We start from the raw sequence: 23,577 nt of genomic DNA, 5'->3' as shown, positions 1-23,577 counted from the left end.
TTACTATCTTTTATTTTATAATCTAATTTATATCTAAATATTTTATGTACTTAAAACAGATAAAATTTGATGACAACTTCGAGAATCATAAGGGAAAGGATCCAAATCGAAGAGACCAACATATTGCTCAAAACCGATCTTAAAAAACATTACCTCCCTAACTTTATACTGGAACAGAGAATGGAACTTACAGCTTACATACGAGTACATCCTGAATTTTTAACAAGCTTAGAACCTCTTGTTGTTGAAACCATGCCCCCAACCCCACTTATTGTGAGTATGATGGCAAGGGCAGGTAGAAGGGCCGAGGTAGGTCCAATGGCGGCTGTTGCAGGGACAATAGCGCAGCTTTCAATGGGTTTTATGTTAAAAAACGGCGCAAAATATGTTATCGCGGATAATGGTGGGGATGTGGCCCTAAAAACTAATAAAGATGTGACAGTGGGTTTGTATGCTGGAGAATCATCCCTTTCAGGAAAAATTGGTTTCAAGATAAAACATGAAAAAACTCCCATGGGCATATGTACTTCCTCCGGTACTGTGGGCCATTCTATAAGCTTTGGAAGGGCAGATTCTGTCACAATTTTTGCAGATGAAGCCAGTATTGCAGATGCCCTTGCAACATCCATTGCAAACAGTGCAGTGGGTGATTCAGATAATATTGCTGTTCATAACTGTCTTGAAAGGGCGGATAACTTCAAAGAACATATTCGGGGTACTATGGTTGTGGTTGGGGAGTCCGCAGGTACAATGGGCAAAATTCCAAAACTTGTGCAGACTGATAAGAAGGTTGTGCTTGGGGATTTCTTTGATGTGTACTGACTTCCATTATCTTAACTTTAACATCTTGAAATCATGTTTTCGGCTAAATTTAATCTGTTTTTTCATTTAAACCTGATCTTTCTATATTAAAGTCTTATTTTAAAAGTCTTTATTTTAACAAAATTAAAATAAGATTAGGAATAGGATTATAAATTAAATTAGAAATAAGGTTAAGGAATAGGACTCAAAAACAGTTCTAAACTTTCAGAATCGTTAGCAGATTCATATGTTAGCCATCACTATGAACGCGTTTTTATTTGCCCTTTCCCATTCAATATTTTTAAATCCAGATCTGCTCAAAAGGTCACAGATCTCTGATTCGGAGTAAATTTTAACGTCCCCACCACCATTAAAACATATGAATAAATTCATAATTTGCCTGAAGGGTGTTGACTGCCATGGATCTGCCATAACAATTTTTCCACCAGTTTTAAGAACTCTTCCCATTTCATTTAACACTTTTTCTGGATTGGGATAGTGATGAAATGAGTTTAAGCACATTACAACGTCAAATGATTCATCATCCCATGGGAGTTCCTCTGAATCGCCAAGTCTGAGATCCACACTTTCTCCAAGATTTTCTCTTGCAATGCTGAGCATTTGTGGTGATATATCAAGACCTGAAAACCGAACACCTTCACAAGATATGCGTGAGAGAACCTCTCCAGTACCGAACCCAACATCAAGAAGGGAAGAGTAGTCCAACGAATTCAATTTATCGATCATCAGATCGTACAGGGCTTTAGAATGTTTTCCATCGTGAGTTTCATAATACGTGTCAGCTTCTTCATCAAAATTTTTCCTTGATTGTTTCTTATAATCCATTGAATTCTTTTTAAACACAAGACCACCTTATTTAGGACGCGCTTTATTACTAAAAATTGTTTAAATTTATTAAATTTCTCAAACCTATGTTTTCAATTTATTTAGTTCTATAAATGACATATTTTCTGTGAATTTAGTCAACAGGCCGTCATTATACTAATTTAAAGTTCACTCAACGGCATTACAGTAACGTAACTTCCTTCTTGAATGATTTCAACGTTTTTTGGAATTTCAATAAATCCATCTGCCTCTGCAAGGGAAGATATTGCACCAGAATCCTTTAATATAGGGATGGCTGTTTCTTTATCAACTTTTACAAGAACATAGTGTAACCTGCCCTTTGCTGAGTGGTATCTTCTTGAGATCTTGAGTTCTCGGGTTTGTTTCTTGCCTCCCTCATCCTTCAGCGAAGCCATCTTCCTCAAAAATGGAGCAACAAAGACGTGGAATATTACGAGCGCTGATACGGGGTTACCTGGAAGTCCGATTATAACTTTTTTATCATTTTCACTAGGAATCAGTCCAACTATTGTGGGTTTGCCCGGTTTTACAGCTATTCCATGCACCAGAACATCACCTAACTCGTCCAAAACTGTCCTTAAAACATCCCCAGTACCTGCAGAAGTTCCTCCAGATGTGATGATTAGATCAACATCTTTAAATTCATTTATTTTACCCATAAACGATTTATAATCATCCTTAACTATCTCAGAATATACTGGTGTGCATCCACACTCTTCCACAGCATTTGAAATTGTCTGAGAGTTTATATCGTATATTTTACCATACTCCAACTTCTGATCGTTTTTTACTATTTCATTTCCCGTTGATATGACAGCTACTTTGGGCTTTGCAAAAACAGGTACTTTTTTCATCCCAATTGCACTCAAAACCCCTATTTTATTCGAATTTATCAGGGCTCCACTTGGAAGCAGAATTTCACCTTTTTTCACATCAGAGCCTGCCACCGCTATGTTCTCACCCATTGTAACGCTTTCATAAACCATGACCTCTTCCGAATTATTGTTTTTAGCTTTTCTTTGGGTAACTTCAACCATAACAACTCCATCAGCACCTTCCGGTACTGGAGCACCCGTTGAAATCTCTATACACGTTCCTTTTTCAACTTTGTTTTTGGGTATATCCCCTGCACCCACAGATTCCAAAAGTCTCAGTTTAACTGGATAATCTTCAGATGCTTTGAATGTGTCCTCTGACCTCACAGCATACCCATCCATGGATGCTCTGCTGAAAGGGGGAAGGTTGATAGTTGCATAAACATCTTCTGCAAGTACCCTTCTGTGAGCTTCCTTAATCAGTACATTTTCAACACTTTTTTTAACTGGAAGATCTCCAATGATTTTTTCCACATCTTCAGGTTCCATTATGTTTAAAAATACTTTTCCCATGTTACCACGTTTTTAAATTTAAATTGTAAATGTAGGTTGTACTAATCAACACGAAAACGATTTATTAATTTTTTATTCCTAATCCTATTGAATGTTGTCATTATAGTAATTTTACTTACTTCAATTTATTATGGGTGAAATGAGTGAATGTATCTAATGAAACTTTTTTTTGATAAAATGAAATTTTGATTAAATACTTGAGATAAGTAAACTGTCCATAATGAAAAGAATTTTAAATTTTATCAACAAAAATAAAAAGTAATAAAAATTTCATATACCCCAACTCATAATAAATGCTCTTTTTTATATACATCAAAACTCTATATAGATACTAAGATTAAATGATCAACAAAACAGTGCTACTGTTAAGTAAAATTTTATGAAAGATATTCATAATTATAATTGAATCAACATTATATACACCTATAAATCTTTACTTTTAATGATCTATTTAACCTAGGACAAATAATTCTAAAGAAGGAGGAGAGTATTTGAGAAGAGGACAAAATCAGGGAACTCAGGAAGTAAGGAGAGTGAGATCCCCTAGACGCGGGGAAATACCAGGAGTAGTTGAACAAATACTGGGCCATGGAAAACTAAAAGTCAGATGTGCGGATGGTAAAACAAGACTTACAAGAATTCCGGGTAAGATGAAGAAAAGAATATGGATCAGGGAAGGAGATGTAGTCCTTATAAAACCATGGGATTTCCAGAGCGACGAAAAAGCTGACGTCATATGGAGATATACACGTACAGAAGCCAACTGGCTTGAGCGCAGAGGTTATTTAAAACTATAATTTTAAAATAAAATTTATTAAAGTTATATAACTGTTCAAATATTTATTAACAAAATTTATACTATTTTAAAGCTTTTTGAAGCTATTGAAGCTTTTTAAAACTTTTTAAATGTTTTAAAAACTTAAAATGAATAATAGTTTTAGAGGTTTAGTTATGATATTTTAGGTAGTTCAATTTTTATGTGAGGAGTGTTCTATGTGTCAAAAGTATCAAAGGCAGATGATGATTTAAGAAAACTGTTGTCAGAGAAGAGAATAAAAGGCATTGAGGACAGACAAGTTGGAAGCGAAGTTTTCGATAGTATGACCCTTAAAACACTCTATAAACTGTCCAAAATGGGGCATATCCACATTTTAAAAGGGGCAATAAGTACAGGGAAAGAAGCAAATGTCTTCAAAGGATATAACAAAGATAATGAATTAGTTGCTGTTAAGATATACAGAGTTAGATCATCTGATTTTAAAAAAATGCAGTATTATATCCAGGGCGACCCCAGGTTTAATGTTAGAACCTCCAACAAACGCCAGATCATCAATACATGGGTTACTAAGGAATATAGAAACCTCATGAGAGCATATGAAGTTGGAGTAAATGTTCCAAAACCCATAATTGCAAAAAATAATGTTCTGGTAATGGAATTTGTAGGGGATGAAGAAGGAAACCCTGCACTACCCCTGAGACAATCAAAAATATCCAATCCTCAGGAAGTTTTAGAAAAAATAGTAGATTATGTTAAAATATTATATAAAGATGCTAAATTAGTCCATGGCGATTTATCAAGTTATAATATCTTAATTAATGATGGTGAACCCGTTATAATCGATATGGGCCAAGGTGTTTTGGTCAACCATCCTGTATCAATGGAGCTTTTAAACAGGGATATAGACAACTTAGTTAAAGATTTTAAAAAACTGGGTATTCATATCACTAAGGATGAGATTAAGAGTAAAATTATGGATTTATGAGGATAGAAAAGTATATTATAAAGGATATTGTAATATATTATTTAGACAACATGAGGTGAAATTATGCCTAACACTGAATATCTCAAGATCCCCCGTGAAAGGGTGGGAGTGGTCATTGGGAAACAAGGCATTGTAAAAGAAGAAATTGAAAATGCAACCAAAACAAACATAGAAATTGACAGTGAAACGGGAAGCATAGCCATATCACCACGGGAAGACACTGAAGACCCATTATCTGTCTGGAAGACTAGATACATCGTAAAAGCAATAGGTCGAGGTTTCAACCCTGAAATCGCCCTAAAGCTCACCAGTGATGATTTAATACTGGAAATAATAAATCTGCCAGATTACGTTGGAAAATCAAAAAAAGCAGTGCTGAGACAAAAGGGAAGGATAATAGGTAAAGACGGTAGGACACGAGACATAATCACAGACATGACTGGGGTTAACGTGTCAGTATACGGTAAAACAGTAGCCATGATAGGTGATATGGAACGTATCCACATTGCAAAAGAAGCCGTTGAGATGATTCTGAAAGGAGCAAGACATAAAAGCGTCTATGCATTCCTTGAAATGAAAAGTCGTGAACTGAAGATCAAAGAATTCCATAGCATAGCAAAAGAAGAAAATAAATTGCTATAATTTTTTAATTTATTATTTAATTTATTAAGTGCACTATGAAAAGTTTAATCTGACAATTTAATGAATAAATTCATGTTAAGTTGGATTAACCATAACCAATTAAAGATTGTAAGTTTAAAGGAGGAGGCTAACTTTGGAAAGAGAAGCATCAGAACTTTTTGAAGAGTTTAAAGAACTCTCAGCGTCAGAATTTTTCAGAAGAAACAAACAGATGCTGGGATTCTCCGGGAAAATACGATCTCTCACCATGGTTTTTCACGAGCTGATAACTAACAGCCTCGACGCTGCTGAAGAGGCAGGAATCCAGCCAGAAATAACCATAGACCTTAAGAGAGTTGATAAGGACCATTATATACTAAAACATAAGGATAACGGTCCGGGAATTCCTAAAAATTATATAACCAAGGTCTATTGTACCATGTTTGCAGGTTCCAAATTCAGGAACATCCAGTCAAGAGGTCAGCAGGGCCTTGGATGCAGTGGATGTGTCCTGCTCTCCCAGATGACCACAGGCCAGCCTGCCAGAGTGGTTTCAGGGTACAGGGATGGAAATGATCTCAAAGGAATTGAGATGACCTTTAAAATGGATGTTAAAAAGAACAAGGGGCTTGTATTAAAAAGGAAGCCTGTAGAAGTCCATTCAACAGGTGTTTTAATAGAACTGCAGTTTAAGGATGTTTCATACTCCTTGAGTGAACAGGGTGCATTTGAATACATGAGAAGAACTGTGATAGCAAACCCTCACGCAAAGATAATCTTCCGTGACCCCACAGGACAAAAATTTATCTTTGAAAGAGCAACAGATGTGATACCTCCACTTCCCAAGGAAGTTCTACCACATCCAAAGGGTGTTACAGCTGATGACCTCATATTCATGGCTAAACATACCGACAAAAGGAGATTCAGAAGTCTGCTTACCAGTTCCCTTTCAAGAATGTCAAACAAAAGGATTAACGAGATAGAGGAAGCAACAGGGATAGATCTTAATAAACGTCCTAAAGACATGAAATGGGAAGAAGCAGAGCAGATAGTTGATCTCTTCGGTCAAATGGATTTCATGGCTCCACCCACATCCGGTTTAATCCCAATAGGAAAAGAACAGATCGAGAAGGGTATAAGAGAAATTTTAGATCCAGAATTTGTTGCCACAACCACCAGAAAACCTAAAACGTACCGTGGAGGAGTTTCATTCATAATAGAAGCAGGAATATCCTACGGTGGAAAATCAGGAAGGGTGGTCGGTGACCAAAAACGTGCCGAAATAATGAGGTTTGCAAACAGGGTGCCACTAACATTTGACCAGGGAAGCTGTGCCATAACAGAAGCCCTGAAAAGCATAGACTGGAAACGTTACGGTATAAGGGATCTTGAAAACGCCCCAATAACTGTTTTCGTTAACATAGTTTCGACCAACGTGCCCTACCTTTCAACAGGTAAGCAGAGCGTTGCTCCAGAACCTGAGATACTCCACGAGGTTAGACAGGCCACAATGAAAATTGCCAGGAGCCTGCAAAAATATATTAACGCTAAAAGAGCTGCAAAAGAAGAGGAAATGCGTTCAAAAATTTTTGAAGCTTACGTACCTGTTATACTTAAAGAGGCCGCCATCCTTGCAGAGAGGGATGTTCCAGAATATGCCGATGTTCTAGCAAAGGTAACACGAAAACCAAAGATTTTAGGTGAGGTCAACAATGGATAAAAAAGATTTAATCCTGGGCAGACTCAGAGGCCTGGGAAATGGAATAATAGACGATGTTGAAAGGCATACCGTACCTGCAATAAAAGTCCCATCAAGAGGTACATCCAACATAGTTTACGATGATGCAAAACGTTACTACGTGCTGGGGGACCGTTACGGTAAAAGATCCCTTGGAAATGTGAAACAAATAAAAAAAGTGGCTCAGATGGTGAGCACTGCCAATTTCTGCAAGGGACTCGTAGAAACACAGAAAACTGCAACTATAAGGGAAATGTACTACGTATCAGAAGGTTGGGATGTTGATTTCGGCGACCAGCAGGAATCAAACCTTATAGGTGAAGATTTGGAAGTCACCCTTGGAGTAACCCGTGAAGATCTTGGACTAATGCCCGAAGAAGACGGTGCAGCAGTTTACGGAGACCTGACTGTCAAGGATGACGATGTGGAAGTAAACGCATTAAAATCCGGTAAATCAGGTTACAGTATATCACCAACCATAGATGATGTGGAATTTCTTGATCACGGTGTTGAACGTGTGATTGCAGTGGAAACAATGGGTATGTTCCACAGAATGGTTCAGGAAGAGGCTTACAAAAAGTTCAACTGTTTGATAGTTGGACTTAAAGGGCAGGCAGCTCGTGCAACCCGTAGATTCCTTAAAAGAACCAATGAAGAACTCGGTTTACCAGTTTACATCTGTAACGACGGAGACCCATGGGGATTCCATATCGCCATGGTTATTATCTCAGGAAGCGCAAAGCTGGCACACGTAAACCACGAACTTGCAACACCAAATGCTAAGTTCCTTGGAGTTACAGCATCAGATATTGTAAATTACGACCTCCCAACAGATAAATTAAAAGATATCGACGTTTTACGTCTTAAAGAGCTCTACAAAGATCCAAGGTACCACGAAGACTTCTGGAAACTTGAGATCAAGAAGATGCTCAAGATCGGGAAAAAAGCAGAGCAGCAGTCTTTCTCTAAATACGGTCTTGAATACGTAGTTGAAAAGTACCTGCCTGAAAAACTGGATGCAATGGAATCCTAAAACAACCCTTAAGATTTGCTAAATTTATAAGTATAAATTAGCAATAATTGATTTTATGGGTTGTTTCTTTTTTTCTTATTTTTTATGTTTTTATTTTTAAAATTGTTTTTATCATCTTTAGATCATTAAGAATTATCCTTTAAATTTATTTTTAACTTTCTAACCGTTTTTAATTCCCTTTAGTGTTTAGTTTTATTTTTTAAGAATTGGAATTTATTGAAGAGGAATTTATTTAAAATTTGAATCATTTTAGGTTCTAAAACAAATCACTAAAAAAATTAAAAATTGTTTTCGATTAGTTTGTAGTTTTAAAACTGTTAATAATTAGTTTTGCAGTTAAAAAAAAGTTTAATAATCCGTTTTATACCTGAAACTGGTTTTTCTCCAAAAAAATCATAATTTATAATAGCTTGAAAAAATAAAAAAATTAATAGAAACTGGTGTTTTTTTATGTTGAAGCTTGTAATCGAAGAGATAACCTCTCATCTGAAATGCATAGATGTGGACGAAGAGACAGTGGCTACTTTTAAAAAGTACTTAAAACAGGCATCAAAGATATTCATATGCGGATTTGGAGAGTCTGAACTAATTGGGAAGGCATTTGCATCCAGACTTAAAGGGCTTGATTTTAACGTTTTTGTTATCACAGAGACCATAGTTCCTGCAATAAATGAAAATGATGTTCTTGTAGCAATATCTGGAGCTGGGGACACCGAACCCACATTGACCACCGCAAAAAAGGCCAAAGAAAATGGTGCAAAGATCGTAACCATAACCTCATTTTCTGATTCACCTCTAGCAAAAATATCTGACCTGGTTGTGGAAATACCAGGTAGGATCAAAGCAAAAACTAAAGATTACATAGAAAGGCGAGTATCCGGTGAATATGAACCTATGACACCATTTGGAGCTTTATTTGAAATATCAACGAGAATATTCATAGAGGGAATCATTGCAGAACTTGTAGAAGATTAAGTTAAGATTCGAGGTAGGAACAAGTTCTTGTGACTTTATCTTAGTGATTAATCCTCATAATTCATTCTATTCCTTATATTTTTAATATTTCTTATTTTTAATCTTTATATCCCCATTTACTATTGCTTAAATGGTCTTCATAAACCAGTATCTAAAATATCTTTCTTATTTTTTCATCCACATATCAATCAACAACTTCAAAGTTTATATCCCCATTTTGACATAATATTAAAATAGAATGCTGTAAGAGCATATAATAACAATTAAGCTTCCCCATGCACATATAATCTTCTATTTTGCTATAATTTAGAGCATGTTAGTATTAAATTAAATTCTCAGAAAAAAATGAATTATTAATTGACCTTGAGATCGAAGCTCATTGAATTTTGGTATATACGGTATATACATATATACGGTATATACGGCTTCCAGGATACCCTTGTTTTTTTACTTATTTATTAATTAATTATTTAATTATTAATTAAATTATTTTTCATTTCTGTCCATTCAAAATTCTAAGTAAAAAAAAGATAAATAATGGATTTTTTTTACTCTGACATGTAGAATAACGCCACTGATCTAGAGAGGTACATGTAGATATATGGGTTTAAAATTAATGAAACCAATACTATTCCTACAATAGAGTTGATTAATGAGAAAATATTAGTTACAACGACTCCTATACTGAATATGATTAAATAAATGATTCCAGTCACTATGTACCATATTATAAGATTTTTCCATCCTTTGGTTGAGATTTTGTTGATTAGTTCATGAAATCTGAATGCTGAACCGAGTTTACTGTCATTATTTGCCATATTTGCTATTGCCATTAACAATATTGGAATAACTATGATTGCATACAAAATTGCAATAAGAGCCACAAATCCTATATTTAAAGATATATTAGAACTTGATATAGACACTATAAAAACCAGTATAATCAAGATAGCAGGAATTGCATAAACAAAACTAACTATAGATACTTTAATACCATCTACAAACATTTCAATCCAAGCATTAAACTCAGGAGGTTCATTCACACCATCCAAGGAGGATTTTATAATTCTAAATTCGTAGCCAAATATCAAAATACCAATAATTAATCCAATAATCACTAAATTAAGAGTTAATGTTCTTAAAGACGTAGAAAAGCTAAATAAGTTACTAACCAATACAATAATACCTAATAATAAAATTTTCTTCCAATCAGAAAACGGATATCTCAAAGAATCTTTTACTATTCCTTTTATGTTCATGGTTTTATACCCCAATCTTCAATTAAGTATGATAATTAGGGATATGGAGGTATAGTATATAAAATAGATGTCTAATTCTCTTTTTTATTCCTTTCATAGTGGTCTTTTCGTCGGTGATCTATTGTACAGTATTTTTGTCGAGCACAGGTAGTTTCAAATTCTTTACCACAGTACGCACAAATCTTTGTTATTTTGTTAAATTGATATTTTTTGTGCATAGTTCAATTAAGATATTGAGAACTATATTTTTTTCTGTTTTTGTGCGAGTCATTATAATTTATATAATGTAGTAAAATTCAAAGCCAAATTAAACCCCATTTAAATGGTACCACTATAAATGTCAAGAAAAGGTGGATGAAAATTAAGAAAAGTTTTTTAATAATAATAGTATATTAAGCAATAATTCAAGGAGGTGGTGTTAGGGTAGGATATTAAAAGACATGGTAAAAACATTTGGTAGTGATGTAGATGACTTAACTTATTGATATTTGTAATTATCTGATACTTTTAGATTGCAGAGAATATGAAATGATGTGATTTAAATGTTGGGATCTAAGGACAAACCTTTAAAGATTTTGGCTGATGAAGTGAAAGATAAAACAATATTCGAAGTGGATTTACCAATCATAAGGAGGCGTTTACTTAAAAAAATTGTTCCTAAGGATTCAAAATATAAAGAATCATATGAAGAATATTTAAGAAGTATTGCCAGAGACCTTGCTAATGAATTAAATAGTAAAACTGTACTATTCTTCCAAGTTATTGATCTATATTACAGTAAATATGAAGCTCAAATGTTAATACCTAAAGAAGAAATTCCACCAAAAACAGATTTAAGACGTTTAAGATTAGATATGGGTGATATTAAGGACGTCACAGATTTAATCAGGAAAAGAGAATATTAAAATTTTTTATTTTCTATTTTTTTAGAAATATGTTTTTATTTCTTGGATTTGGCTAAAAAAATAGAACCTTCAACCAGGTAAAGGTCAAAGGTTTTGCAACTGTCCAAAATTGTTGTGTTTTGTTGATTGTACAGTTTTTAACAACCTCTACAATTAAAATCTTCTAAAGTTGTAAATTTAACCCCCTTATTTCCCCATTCTTTCTCGGATCAAATCACAATACTCAGGATCCTGTTCTATCATAACACAATCCCTACCTAAATTGGAACAAGCAACGCCTGTTGTACCGCTACCTGCACAATTATCCAGGACCAAATCCCCAGGGTTAGTATAAGTCTTAATAATATACTCAAAAAGTTTAACAGGCTTCTGAGTAGGATGATAACTTTTCTTATCCCTTGAAAATGTTATAACATCCAAAGGGAACCTTTCACCATTACTCTTAGTTTCTGAAGACTTATAAGTTGAATAAACCGTATGTTCTCTCTGATTACCTGAACGTTTCTTATGATAAGGTTTACTCATCCACATCTGAGGATTATAAGTAGGTAACTTCTTATAAAATACCAGTAAAACTTCATGAGCTCGTAATGGCATTTTATGAGAATTTAAAAATCCAACAGGACAAGTTTTCTGCCATATCCATTCATAACGAAACATTTCACGATTACTTTGAATTAAATCCGCCGTAAATGGAGGCAACGAAGATAATACAATAGCCCCATGATCCTTTATAATTCGATTATATTCCCCCCAAAGAGGTTCTAATGGAATAATATTGTCCCATTTGCAATTTGTTGTTCCATAAGGTAAATCACACAGAATTAAATCTACACTTTTATCTTTTATAGATCGCATGACTTCAAGGCAATCTCCTTCATATAAATTATACATAGTTCTCTATACCCCTCTCACTAAATTTTTAATAAGGATGCTTACATAAAGCATCCCCTGTGGTTATAGAAAACCCATCCCCCCCATATAAGTATTTTAACTCCACTTTATGGGGGGGGGGGGGGTTTATATTTAATAAAAGATTCATAAAACAGGATGTGTGGGGAAAATCTTCTTGAATTACCAATTGCTCCAAATGATATTTATTGAGAAACATCCCCACATTAAAAAAAAGTTATTTTCCACCTACAAATCTATCTAACCTTTGTTGATCATGATCTAAAGAGATTAACACAATTTGTCTATCCTGACTTGAAAAGTGTTTATGTGCAAACTCATAGACTGTTTTACATAATTCTTTATGCTTTCTAAGATAGTCCATCCGTTTTAAACCTTTCAATTTTGCTATATCTTCTATATCTATATCGGTTTCACTAGCAAATACATAGAATAGTTCATTGTATAATTCACGAATTGTTCCAAGACCTCGTGTACTGCAATCAATCATAAGGTTTGATAATCGTTTATTCCAGCTTTCATTTTGAGTTATTGCCATTTCTTCTGTTCTTACACCTGTTAATTGTTCTAAGTTTCGTGTCATATTGTCAAGTAACTGTCTTGTAAGTACATTCTGATTTTCCAGTTCAGATTCATATTTACCAGTTTTACGAATTGATGGAAGAACCTTATCTGTAACCCAATCTTGAAATTTTTCAGCTTTTTTTGCTCTACTTCTAAAAATAAGGTTATAAAGCCCTGATTCTGTGATAAAAAGTTCTCCTGCATTATTAAATTTTCTATGTGGACTATTTGTCCCATCCGAATTTTTAATCAAAATCTTTTTATTATCACTCATTCTTTGAACAAATTTTTTTACAGCTTCATGAGTCATTTCTAAACATTCAACTATCGTATATGGATTAAATAAAGGTTCCCCATTTAACTCGATACATTCCAACTCTTCATCATTTTCAAATTTGAAGTTCATTAATTCATTCATAGCTCTCACTAGTCCATGTTAATTTGGTTTAAAAAAAAGAAAATATAAAAAAAGTTAATTAAGCTGTTAATTTCATTTTAAGCATTTCTGCATGAGCTGATACATATTTATCTTTTAGGAGTACCCAAAGATCAGTTGCATATTTTTTAGTGAAATATTCAGCATCAATATAACCGTAGCCATTTTCACCCCAGGAAGTGCCCCAGCTGTTCCTGAATATTAACCAGAGTTTTCCATTAGCATCTTTAAAGTAACCTACAGCTACAATTGCATGACCGCCTATGACTTTATCTTTTTTACCAGGTAATGGTATGTAGGGATTGGTGCCTATGTTGCCAGATGTATCACAAATGTTACTGTACAATGTTGTTCCAAATATAACAGGGATCCCCGCTGCAAGGCTTTTTTGAACAGCTGTTATATCTTTCAGACTAACATAAGTTACAGATTCAAATCCTGTGGCTTCCTTATAACATTTAGCTGAAGGCTTTTCATCAAACTTAGATACCAAATAAGGTAATGTTTTCTCAGTACAGGTACCAAACTGATTTAAAGACCTTCATAGTATCCCTTATTGTTGCTCCAGTATCCCCTGACTGCCCTTCAATCTCATGTCTGGTAACATAATAAGTGAATAGTCTAGAGGCATCAACGTAACCTTGTATATTATTCTTTTCCCAGTATTCAAGGATTCCTGCCAGTGCGTTTGCAGTACAGGATCCAAGATCTCCCTGGTCCTCAACAGGCGAACATTTATCCCTTAAATCAACCTTCTCTATAGAATCTATCAGGAAATGTGATGAATTTTACAAGGAGAATGCAATAGGAGAGGATTATTATAGTTTCCACAGAGCACATCATAAATTCTTGGATTGGAGCATTGATTATGTGCACTTCCGAGGATTCCAACAAGTACTGGCAAGTGCAGATCGAGAACTAGACATATTCAAATCTGGATTACGGGTGATGGATGCGTTGGACCATCTTTTAGAGAACTATAAAACATTAGGTTTTGATTTCACAATAGATAATGCCCTTGAAATTGTGAAAATAGTTAAAGAAAGAACAGAAAAAACAATTAGAGAGTATGATGAAACAATTCCACAAAGTAGAACAACAAGTAGAAACTGATGAATACTTCAAAAAAAACAAATACTTCCAAGACGTAGACAATTTAGGCTACAGGGATTTATCCTGGAAAAAATATATGGCATACATGTGTAACATTGGAACCAATAACAGCCCTGTTAAACCTAAAGACTAATTCTTTCCTATTCTTTTAATCAACTGGTTTTTTGGAACTTTTCTTAATTCAGGAAATTCTTAGGAAATTTTATAGTTAATTTCTTGACATTAACCTTTACAACCTTTACATTCTTGACACTAACCTTTACAAAACCTTTACAAAAATTTAAGTTAAATCTTTACAATTTAGGGTTTATTCTCGCGTCAAAAATTTAAATTACCTAATATCCGTGATAGAAATCGGTTACAGGTAACGTTACAAAGTGTTACATTTTTTAGAAGTGTAAAGTTACAAATAACATCTACATTCATTGCATTGTTTTACATTGTTTTACAATTTCTTTACATTGTTTTACACTTGAAACTATTACATCTGTTACAGTTCTTATTTAAAATAATCCATTAAAAAATAGAATTTAACAGGTTAAACCGGTTGATTAAACTATCATAAATAGGTTGTTTGGTATAATACTTAATGCCATATTTATACAAAGTTTTATCAGCTTTAAAGTAATTTATTACCCATTATTTTTAATTTTGTTAGGGTTTTTAATTTTTACTCCTATTAAACCACCAAATGCACCTACTAATCCGCATACAATTGTAATAATAATTGTATTGACTATGAGAGTGAAAACAGGGATTGGTATGGGCAAATTTGGGTAATAAATAAAAAATAATGATTGTAACATAAGTGGATAACCTAAACTACCAAAAAAACCGTTGATTATTCCATTTCTACTTTCTCCACCAGCAATATAACCAGAAATGAAACCGCACCCCAGAACAATTAATGTTGGACCTAAGATATTATATCTATTGCTAATAAAAAAAAAGATAGCTCCGACGATCAACCCAAACAAAATAGCTTTATAGTTTAAAAATATTTTTTTGTTATACAAATTTAAGCTACTCAATGTATCCCTTCTTATTAACTATTGATAATTTTTATATCACAATTCGATTAATAAAAAAATATGTTATTAAGGTTTAAACTGATTTGGGCATTTCCTCAATGATATTAACATCTCCTTCAGGATCTAGCGCGTGAAATAATTCAGATAATGGTTCATCCAAATTGCCTTCAATATTATTTCTAAGATTAAATATAAAAGGTGGTAAAGTCCCAAACAATTTATTACCTTCGCCATCATTACCCGTGGGATAATTAGAAAGATCACAACAAGTTACTATCCCATTACCCTGATTATCACTAATAGTATTTGAAATTATTTGACTATCTCCTGTAGTTACAAGACCATCTCCACCATTATGTTCAATAATGTTGGAATAAGTTAGACACTCAGAAACTATCATTCCATTTCCATAATTATTAGTACAATTGTTATTGCTGACTTCAAGGTTTCCGTCAACATAAAATCCTATTAAGTTATTTGTTTCAACAGTGTTCTGAGTTACCAATCCATTGTTTCCTTGTACAAAAATTCCACCACCATTAGTATTTGCGGTATTTCCAGAAATATCTCCATTATCACCAGATAATGAAATACCAAAACAAGTATTATTATTAGCAGTATTCCCTGAGATAGTTATATAACTACCAGAAAGCCAAATACCACTTCCTCCCTCAGAATTTAATGCATTAATTCTTTCACAAAGATCAACAAAAAATAATCTATATTCGTTCATATAATCTATTATTGACAATAACAAATCTTGAACATAACTTATAGGTTGATCAAAAATATTTGGACTGGGCACATTAACATTATCTATGGGATACGAAACATTATATCCATTACTAATTACAGTATTTCCAGAAACATTGGCATGATCACCAAATACAGAAATACCATTATTCCCATTATTAGTTACAACATTATCATTAACTACAGCATTAGAGCCAAATACACTTATTCCATTGTAACCGTTGTGATTTATGGAATTTTGTGAGATTTGTGCATAATCTCCACTCACCATAAGACCACTAAAAATATTATCATGAATAACATTGTTAGTTACAACCGAGAAAGATCCATTTACACTAATCCCAATACCTGCATTACTTGTGACAGTATTGTCAGAAACATTCCACATCATCACTAGTAACCGAAATACCATTACCTCCATTGTTGGTTATAGTATTGCCGGAAACATTTAAATTCCTTCCAAATGCAATAATTCCATTTCCACCATTATTGTAGATGTTGAATCCAATAAGATTTATGTTATTTCCATGCACCCAAAGACCAGTCCCGTTATTATCATGGATAACATTATCACCAGTAATAATTTCATTATTTCCAATTACATCTAATCCATCACCACTATTTCCAGCAACGGTATTCCTAGAAACAGTTGCGTAATCACCAGTAACTGAAATTCCATTATTACCTTTAGTGGTTAATGTATTGCCAGTAATATTTGCGTAATCACCAGTAACTGAAATTCCATTACCACCATTATTAGTCAATGTATTTCCAAAGATATTCAAATTTAGTCCAGGTGCATAAATTCCATCCTTACCATTATTGTAAATGTCAAATCCGCTGAGGTTTATATTATTTGCAATCACATAAAGTCCATAACCATCATTATCGTGAATAGTGTTGTCACTTGTGATAATTGGATTATTTCCAGTTGCAGAGATTCCATTACCATTGCCAGTCCCTTCATTACTTGAAACAGTCATGTTATCACCTGAGATGAAAATACCATTACCTCCGTTATTGGCTATGCCAAAAAATGAAGATAATGATGTTGACTTACCATTACCGGTCACAGTATTTCCATAAACATTAGCATTAGTGCCTGACACGACAATACCATTACCTGCAGCAGAATTTCCACCATATGCAGAATCTCTTGTTAAACTGTTACCATTACTGGTCACAATGTTTCCATAAATATTAGCATTATCCCCTGACACAACAATACCATTACTGCCAGCATAATTTCCCCTAAAGTCAGATATTGCTGTATTATCCCCCTTGTCAGTTACGATATTTCCAAAAACATTAGCACCATTACCATTAACTACTATTCCTGAACTACCAATACCATTCACATTAAAAAAGCTGGATGCACTCACATTATTACCATTACCTGTAACAGTGTTTCCAGTAACAATTGCATCATCACTTGACACTAAAATACCAACACTACCATAAGTAAGATCATACATGCTGGAATATGTTGCATTATCACCATTATTAGTTACAGTATTCCCTGAAATGGTTAAATTGGCACCGCTATATCAATTCCAGAATTACCATTATTGTAAATATTAAGTCCGCTGAGAATTATGTTATTTCCGCGCACGTAAAGACCATTTCCATTATTATTATAGATGTCAAATCCCGTGAGGTTTATGTTATTTCCACATATATAAAGCCCATTTCTACCATTATCATGGATAATATTGTCACTTGTAATGTTCGCATTATTTCCAGTTACAGAAATTCCGTCACCACCGTTACCAGTCACAATATTATTATAAGCTCTCATATTATCACCTGACACAACAATACCATTACCATCATTATTGGCTATGCCAAAAAATGAAGATAAGGAAGCTTCATCCCCATTATCAGTCACAGTATTTCCATAAATATTAGCATTAGTGCCTGACACTGAAATACCATTACCACCTGCAGAATTCCCACCATATGCAGAATGTCTTGTTAAATTATTTCCATTACCAGTCACTGTGTTTCCAAAAACATTTGCACTGTCACCTGACACAACAATACCATTACCACCCGCATAACTTCCCTCAAAGTCAGATATTGTTGTATCGTCTCCGTTATCAGTTACGATATTTCCAGAAACAGTAGCACCATTACCATTAACTACTATTCCAGAACCACCGATACCATTCACATTAAAAAAGCTGGATGCACTCACATTATTACCATTACCTGTAACAGTGTTTCCAGTAACAATTGCATTATCACCTGACACTAGAATACCAAACCCATCATAAGTAAGATCATACATGCTGGAATATATTGCCTTATCACCATTATTCATCACTGTATTCCCTGTAACAGTTAAATTAGCACCTGCTATATCAATTCCAGAATTACCATTATTGTAAATATTAAGTCCACTGATGGTTATGTTATTTCCACGCACGTAGAGACCTTTTCCTTTGTTGTCATGGATATTATTGTCACTTGTGATGATCGCATCATTACCATTTACATCAATTCCATCACCACTATTACCTGATACAGTATTCCCAGAAACAGTTGCATTAACACCATTAATTGTTATTCCTTTGCCGTTATTGTCATTCACGATATTTTCGCTAACATTCACACCATCACCATTAACAACTAAACCCATACCACCGTTACCAGTCACCGTATTCCCAGAAGTAAGTGTATTTCCTCCTGTTACATCAATTCCATCACCATTATTATTTGATGCAGTATTTCCAGAAACGGTTGCGTTAGCACCGGTAACTGATACTCCAGTACCACCATTTCCAGTTACGATGTTTTCTAAAATGGTAGGGGCATTACCATTAACTATTACTCCATATCCTCCATTGTTAGTCACAGTGTTCCCAGAAACAGTTAAATTAGCACCTGCTATGTCAATTCCAGAACCAGTATTATTGTAAATGTTAAATCCAGCTATAGTTATGTTATTTCCACGCACGTAGAGGCCTTTTCCTTTGTTGTCATGGATATTATTATCACTTGTGATGATCGCATCATTACCAGTTACGTCAATTCCATCACCATTATTATTTGATGCGGTATTTCCAGAAACGGTTGCGTTAGCACCGGTAACTGATACTCCAGTACCACCATTTCCAGTTACGATGTTTCCTGAAATGGTAGGAGCGTTACCATTAACTATTATCCCATATCCGCCATTGTTGGTCACAGTGTTCCCAGAAACAGTTAAATTAGCACCTGCTATGTCAATTCCAGAACCAGTATTGTTGTAAATAGTAAATCCTATAATGTTTATGTTACCTCCTCGAACGTAGAGGCCTTTTCCTTTGTTGTCATGGATACTATTATCGCTTGTGATGATGGCATCGTTTCCGGTTACATCAATTCCATAACCATTATTACCGGATGCAGTATTCCCAGAAACAGTCACATTAGCACCATTAATTATGACTCCATTATTGTTATTGTCATTCACGATATTTTCGCAAACATTCACACCATCACCATCAACAACTAAACCCATACCACCGTTACCTGTCACAGTATTTTCAAAAGTAAATGTATTTTCTCCTGTTACATCAATTCCATCCCAACTCCATCCGTTAATTCCATGAAGTCCATTATTCGTTACATTGTTGTCTGAAACAGTTGCAACATCACTATTTACTACTATTCCTGCGCAATTATTATCGGTCACAGTATTCCAGGACAGAGTTAAATTATCACCAGCTGTGTCAATTCCATAACCTCCATTATTATTAACTGTGTTTCCTGAAATGGTTGAATCAATTCCGGATAGGTTAATCCCATTGTTACCATTGTTGTAAATGGAATTTTGCAAGACTTGTGCATTATCGCCTTGTACATAAAGTCCATCTTCATTATTGTCATGGATGATATTACCATCTTTAATAATGGAATTATTTCCAATTATATCAATTCCAACATCATTACCAGAAACAGTATTTCCAGAAATAGTTATATTATTCCCGTTAATTAGTATTCCAATGCCTATATCATTAGTTACAGTGTTTTCTGAAATAGTTGTATTGTCTGCATTAATTAGTATTCCTGTAATTTGATCAGTCACAATATTTTCAGAAACAAATGCATTACAACTATTTACCAGAATTCCATTACCAATACTTTCAGTCACAGGACTTTGTAAAGACGAAACTCCCACATTAACACCATTACCAGTCACAGCATTTCCAGAAATAGTTGCATTATCCCCATTTACTGAAATTCCATTACCATTATTATCATTTGTATCATATATTCCTGTAATAGTTGAATTAACACCGTTGCCAGTCACAGTATTCCCTGAAATAGTTGCATTATCCCCATTTACTGAAATTCCATTACCACCGTTATAATTCGTGTACCATCCATGAATAATTGTATTAGCACCATTATCTGTCACAGTATTCCCTGAAATAGTTGCATTATCTCCATTTACTGAAATTCCATTACCACTAGTTATATTATCCCCATTGTAGCTGAAATTCTCATTACTGCCATTATCGGTCACAGTATTCCCTGAAATGGTTACATTATTTCCATTTACTGAAATTCCATTACCACCAGTTATATTCATACAATCATAGTATATTGTTCCAACGTAGTTATTTGTAACATTATTCCCTGTGATTGTGTCATTATTTGATGATTCTAAATCAATTCCATTAATGCCATTTGTAATGTAGTTTCCAGAGATAGTATTGTTATCGGAATTGTCAAGATAAATTCCATCACCAAAATAAATTGCATAACCATGAGAATTTACTATTTGGTTCTCGTTAATGGTATTATTGGAAGAAGTTTCTAGATCAATCCCTGTATAAAATCCTGTAATATTATTTTTTGAAATTATATTGTTGTTTGAATTAAAAAGATAAATTCCAATACTTCCATAATCATTAGAAAATGCATTATAATATATATTAACACTACTTGAGTCATAAATTTCAATACCATTACAGATATCAGAAAATGTATCATTGTCTATAATAATATTGCTTGAGTCATAAATTTCAATACCATTACAGATATCAGAAAATGTATCATTGTCTATAATAATATTACTTGAATTTTCGATGGAAACGCCCTCATTAGTACTTGAAATTATATTACTATTTAGAGTAATACTACTTGAATTGTAGATAACAATCCCGCAGTTGTTAAGGTTATTTTCAAGTAATACATCATTTGAGGAATTATAAAAGTAAATGCCTTCATCATTGTTAGTTATATTACAATTTTGAATTGTTGAATTAATGGTATTTACAATTAGGATACCATAATCATTTTCGGTGAGTGAAACCATGTCGTCTGTGTTTAAAATATTTTCTACGGTTACATTGTTGCATGAGATTAATGCTAGATACCCCATAGTTACTCCATCAAGTACTAATCCATTCTGCCCTACAATGTAATAAATAGGATTTCCATTTATAGTGTTACTTGTGTCAATATTCTGGATGTAATCGGAGACATCATCACCAGATATACCAAAATTGTAATCCCAATTATCTGTGAGTGTGTTATTTTGTAATGTGTTTTCAGGGGAGTTATCAATATAAATACCGTAGTTATATGTATTTGTTATATTATTTCCTGTGATCATGTTGTTTGTGGAGTTTTCTAAGTAAATTCCATTTTCACAACCAGATATGTTGTTTTCTGTGATTGTGTTATTTGAAGAATTCACAAGAGTAATTCCATTAACGTAATTTTCTGAAATTGTATTGTTATTAGACGATTCGAGGTATATAGCACCATTACTTGCGGTGTTAATGGCATTGCTAATGGAATTTGCATTAACAGTACTACTTAAAACTACACTACATACAGGTCCACCACCCCTATAATAGATACTGTTCCCCATAATCATGTTGTTATTAGATGATTCAAGGTAAACCTGGCCATTTATAGTATTTGCTGAAAATACATTATTTGAAGAATTCAAAAGTGAAATTGCACCATCCCAATTTCCTGAAAATATGTTACTTGAAGAATTCCAGAGATAAATATCATTACCATAATTATTTTCACAGTTTGAAAATGTTGAATTTGTAGTATCTACAAACAAAATTTGGCCACTACTTGTAATGCTAACATTATTAACAGTTATATTATCACAAGAGACTAATGTTAAATATCCCATGGATATCCCATCAAATACTAAGCCATTCTCTCCTACAAGATAGTAAATAGGATTTCCATTCACATTGTTACTGGTATCAATATTTTGGACATAATCAGATGTATCATCTCCAGAAACATCAAAATCATTATCCCAATTATCCGCAATCACATTATTTTGAAGTATGTTTTCAGGAGAATTATCCAAATAAATTCCATAACCACCATCAGTAACTGTATTGTTTTGAAGTATGTTTACAGAGGAATTATCCAAATAAATTCCATACCAATTATTTGTAATTGTATTGTTTTGAAGTGTGTTTGCAGGGGAATTATCCAAGTAAATTCCATAATTACAGTTATTTGTTATATTGTTTCCTGAAATCGTGTTGTTGGAAGACGAATCTAGATAGATACCGTTATCATTAGCATTGGATATTATGTTTTCAGTGATGGTACAATTATTAGTGGAATCTAGATAAATATCTTCAGAACCTCCAATGATGTTAAATCCTTGTATTGTTGAACCATTACCTGTACTTGTTATTGTGAAAACGGGAGTATTAGGGTCTGCTGCCTGAACAGTTACATTATCTCCAGCAATTACTGTTATAGTTAACATTTTATCAATTACAACATTCTCCGTGTAAGTGCCGTTTCCCACTGTTATAATATCCCCATTTAATGTACTAATATCATTTATGGCATCTTGTAAACTTGTGAAACCTTTTTGAGTTGTGATATCGTATATTCCCATCAAAGCAACTGTGCTAGAAACAGTTTGATTATCCAGAGTCACAGAAACATTAGCTACACCATTTGTGTTGTTGGAATCAAGTTTTGATGTGGTTTTTCCTTTGTTTGTGTATGTGGTGGTTGTTATGGTTCCGAAAGTTGTGTTGAAATTTATAGGTATGCCATCCGGAAGGTTGCCTGATGATGAGGTGTTATTGCCCTGGTTGTTATGGGTTAAATCTGCTGTAACATCAGATGTACCATCAATATAATCCGCAGAGCTCACATTCAAAACCAGCCACGGATCATAATTAACAGTCGCTGCATAGATATCACTTGGACCCGTTGAAGATACCACCGGATTATTAGTACCCCACCAATTGTTTATAGCATTTACAGTATTATTATCTGAATCATACAACCCATAAACAGTATTTTCAATGATCCTATTGAAATTGATGTTAGCTGAAGAATAGTAAATGTAAACACCATCGTTATTGTTATCTATTATATTATTCCCAATTATTGTAATATTCGAAGATAAGGCAAGATAAATA

Annotated in this window: 18 protein-coding genes and 2 pseudogenes; 9 read left to right on the top strand and 11 right to left on the bottom strand. The window is 33.7% G+C overall.

What is annotated here, in order from left to right; translation table 11 throughout:
• Positions 1-69: 69 nt before the first annotated feature.
• Positions 70-822 carry a UPF0280 family protein gene (locus tag MSWAN_RS01455; RefSeq protein ID WP_013824834.1) on the top strand — a complete coding sequence of 251 codons (753 nt, stop codon included), beginning with the start codon at positions 70-72 and terminating at the stop codon, positions 820-822.
• Between the two features lie 222 nt (positions 823-1,044).
• On the opposite strand, the gene MSWAN_RS01450 is transcribed toward MSWAN_RS01455, so the two are convergent.
• Entirely contained in the window at positions 1,045-1,665 is a 621-nt protein-coding gene (locus tag MSWAN_RS01450) for a class I SAM-dependent methyltransferase (RefSeq protein WP_013824833.1), read from the bottom strand.
• Between the two features lie 143 nt (positions 1,666-1,808).
• Positions 1,809-3,056, bottom strand: a complete 1,248-nt coding sequence (locus MSWAN_RS01445; protein ID WP_013824832.1) for a molybdenum cofactor synthesis domain-containing protein — start codon at positions 3,054-3,056, stop codon at positions 1,809-1,811.
• 491 nt (positions 3,057-3,547) lie between these two features.
• Here MSWAN_RS01445 and eif1A point away from each other — a divergent pair, with 491 nt between their 5' ends.
• From eif1A to MSWAN_RS01415, 6 genes are all read left to right on the top strand, one after another.
• Complete coding sequence (gene eif1A / locus MSWAN_RS01440) at positions 3,548-3,853, top strand: translation initiation factor eIF-1A (protein WP_013824831.1); 306 nt, start codon at positions 3,548-3,550, stop codon at positions 3,851-3,853.
• A 198-nt stretch (positions 3,854-4,051) separates the two neighbouring features.
• On the top strand, positions 4,052-4,819 hold the full coding sequence (locus tag MSWAN_RS01435; protein WP_013824830.1) for a serine protein kinase RIO: 768 nt from the start codon (positions 4,052-4,054) through the stop codon (positions 4,817-4,819).
• A 63-nt stretch (positions 4,820-4,882) separates the two neighbouring features.
• Positions 4,883-5,461: a KH domain-containing protein gene (locus tag MSWAN_RS01430; protein ID WP_013824829.1), complete on the top strand. Its 579-nt coding sequence runs from the start codon at positions 4,883-4,885 to the stop codon at positions 5,459-5,461.
• Between the two features lie 133 nt (positions 5,462-5,594).
• The gene (top6B, locus tag MSWAN_RS01425) at positions 5,595-7,160 is read left to right on the top strand and encodes a DNA topoisomerase VI subunit B (RefSeq protein WP_013824828.1); all 1,566 of its coding nucleotides are present in this window, start codon (positions 5,595-5,597) and stop codon (positions 7,158-7,160) included.
• Positions 7,153-8,211 (top strand): DNA topoisomerase IV subunit A, encoded by a 1,059-nt coding sequence (locus tag MSWAN_RS01420; RefSeq protein WP_013824827.1) that lies wholly within the window; start codon positions 7,153-7,155, stop codon positions 8,209-8,211. The genes top6B and MSWAN_RS01420 overlap by 8 nt, the downstream gene beginning before the upstream one ends.
• Positions 8,212-8,661: 450 nt before the next feature.
• Entirely contained in the window at positions 8,662-9,186 is a 525-nt protein-coding gene (locus MSWAN_RS01415) for an SIS domain-containing protein (protein WP_013824826.1), read from the top strand.
• 548 nt (positions 9,187-9,734) lie between these two features.
• Here the strand turns inward: MSWAN_RS01415 and MSWAN_RS01410 are convergent.
• The gene (locus MSWAN_RS01410; protein ID WP_013824825.1) at positions 9,735-10,445 is read right to left on the bottom strand and encodes a DUF4013 domain-containing protein; all 711 of its coding nucleotides are present in this window, start codon (positions 10,443-10,445) and stop codon (positions 9,735-9,737) included.
• A gap of 542 nt (positions 10,446-10,987) precedes the next feature.
• Here MSWAN_RS01410 and MSWAN_RS01405 point away from each other — a divergent pair.
• A complete protein-coding gene (locus MSWAN_RS01405; protein WP_013824824.1) occupies positions 10,988-11,350 on the top strand; it encodes a hypothetical protein in 363 nt (120 codons plus the stop codon).
• Between the two features lie 186 nt (positions 11,351-11,536).
• Here the strand turns inward: MSWAN_RS01405 and MSWAN_RS01400 are convergent, their stop codons facing one another.
• The 3 genes and pseudogenes from MSWAN_RS01400 to MSWAN_RS12160 form a co-directional block, all read right to left on the bottom strand.
• Positions 11,537-12,208 carry a DNA-methyltransferase gene (locus tag MSWAN_RS01400; protein ID WP_227716980.1) on the bottom strand — a complete coding sequence of 224 codons (672 nt, stop codon included), beginning with the start codon at positions 12,206-12,208 and terminating at the stop codon, positions 11,537-11,539.
• A 271-nt stretch (positions 12,209-12,479) separates the two neighbouring features.
• On the bottom strand, positions 12,480-13,244 hold the full coding sequence (locus MSWAN_RS12165) for a BRO-N domain-containing protein (protein WP_013824822.1): 765 nt from the start codon (positions 13,242-13,244) through the stop codon (positions 12,480-12,482).
• Positions 13,245-13,302: 58 nt separating this feature from the next.
• Positions 13,303-13,776, bottom strand: a pseudogene (locus MSWAN_RS12160) (C1 family peptidase); the annotation flags it as partial.
• Positions 13,777-14,111: 335 nt separating this feature from the next.
• Between MSWAN_RS12160 and MSWAN_RS01385 the strand changes: the two are divergent.
• Positions 14,112-14,375 (top strand): hypothetical protein, encoded by a 264-nt coding sequence (locus MSWAN_RS01385; RefSeq protein ID WP_048187807.1) that lies wholly within the window; start codon positions 14,112-14,114, stop codon positions 14,373-14,375.
• Positions 14,376-15,007: 632 nt separating this feature from the next.
• On the opposite strand, the gene MSWAN_RS01380 is transcribed toward MSWAN_RS01385, so the two are convergent.
• From MSWAN_RS01380 to MSWAN_RS13170, 5 genes and pseudogenes are all read right to left on the bottom strand, one after another.
• The gene (locus MSWAN_RS01380; RefSeq protein WP_013824820.1) at positions 15,008-15,406 is read right to left on the bottom strand and encodes a DUF5518 domain-containing protein; all 399 of its coding nucleotides are present in this window, start codon (positions 15,404-15,406) and stop codon (positions 15,008-15,010) included.
• Between the two features lie 73 nt (positions 15,407-15,479).
• Complete coding sequence (locus MSWAN_RS01375) at positions 15,480-16,550, bottom strand: right-handed parallel beta-helix repeat-containing protein (protein WP_048187805.1); 1,071 nt, start codon at positions 16,548-16,550, stop codon at positions 15,480-15,482.
• Entirely contained in the window at positions 16,531-17,634 is a 1,104-nt protein-coding gene (locus MSWAN_RS01370; RefSeq protein WP_013824818.1) for a right-handed parallel beta-helix repeat-containing protein, read from the bottom strand. The genes MSWAN_RS01375 and MSWAN_RS01370 overlap by 20 nt, the downstream gene beginning before the upstream one ends.
• Positions 17,635-17,687: 53 nt before the next feature.
• Positions 17,688-23,441 carry a beta strand repeat-containing protein gene (locus MSWAN_RS01365; RefSeq protein WP_013824817.1) on the bottom strand — a complete coding sequence of 1,918 codons (5,754 nt, stop codon included), beginning with the start codon at positions 23,439-23,441 and terminating at the stop codon, positions 17,688-17,690.
• A 15-nt stretch (positions 23,442-23,456) separates the two neighbouring features.
• Positions 23,457-23,576: pseudogene (locus MSWAN_RS13170) on the bottom strand (hypothetical protein); the annotation flags it as partial.
• Position 23,577: the final 1 nt, after the last annotated feature.

Source organism: Methanobacterium paludis (genome assembly GCF_000214725.1).
GTDB classification, from domain to species: Archaea; Methanobacteriota; Methanobacteria; order Methanobacteriales; family Methanobacteriaceae; genus Methanobacterium_C; species Methanobacterium_C paludis.
This window is presented reverse-complemented; position numbering and strand designations above follow the sequence as displayed.

Excerpts from the sequence above, each read along its gene's own strand:
- MSWAN_RS01455 (WP_013824834.1), top strand. The coding sequence starts at position 70 with ATGACAACTTCGAGAATCATAAGGGAAAGGATCCAAATCGAAGAGACC.
- MSWAN_RS01445 (WP_013824832.1), bottom strand. The coding sequence starts at position 3,056 with ATGGGAAAAGTATTTTTAAACATAATGGAACCTGAAGATGTGGAAAAA.
- MSWAN_RS01430 (WP_013824829.1), top strand. The coding sequence starts at position 4,883 with ATGCCTAACACTGAATATCTCAAGATCCCCCGTGAAAGGGTGGGAGTG.
- MSWAN_RS01420 (WP_013824827.1), top strand. The coding sequence starts at position 7,153 with ATGGATAAAAAAGATTTAATCCTGGGCAGACTCAGAGGCCTGGGAAAT.
- MSWAN_RS01415 (WP_013824826.1), top strand. The coding sequence starts at position 8,662 with ATGTTGAAGCTTGTAATCGAAGAGATAACCTCTCATCTGAAATGCATA.
- MSWAN_RS01410 (WP_013824825.1), bottom strand. The coding sequence starts at position 10,445 with ATGAACATAAAAGGAATAGTAAAAGATTCTTTGAGATATCCGTTTTCT.
- MSWAN_RS01405 (WP_013824824.1), top strand. The coding sequence starts at position 10,988 with ATGTTGGGATCTAAGGACAAACCTTTAAAGATTTTGGCTGATGAAGTG.
- MSWAN_RS01400 (WP_227716980.1), bottom strand. The coding sequence starts at position 12,208 with ATGCGATCTATAAAAGATAAAAGTGTAGATTTAATTCTGTGTGATTTA.
- MSWAN_RS12165 (WP_013824822.1), bottom strand. The coding sequence starts at position 13,244 with ATGAATGAATTAATGAACTTCAAATTTGAAAATGATGAAGAGTTGGAA.
- MSWAN_RS01375 (WP_048187805.1), bottom strand. The coding sequence starts at position 16,550 with ATGATGTGGAATGTTTCTGACAATACTGTCACAAGTAATGCAGGTATT.
- MSWAN_RS01370 (WP_013824818.1), bottom strand. The coding sequence starts at position 17,634 with ATGTATGATCTTACTTATGGTAGTGTTGGTATTTTAGTGTCAAGTGAT.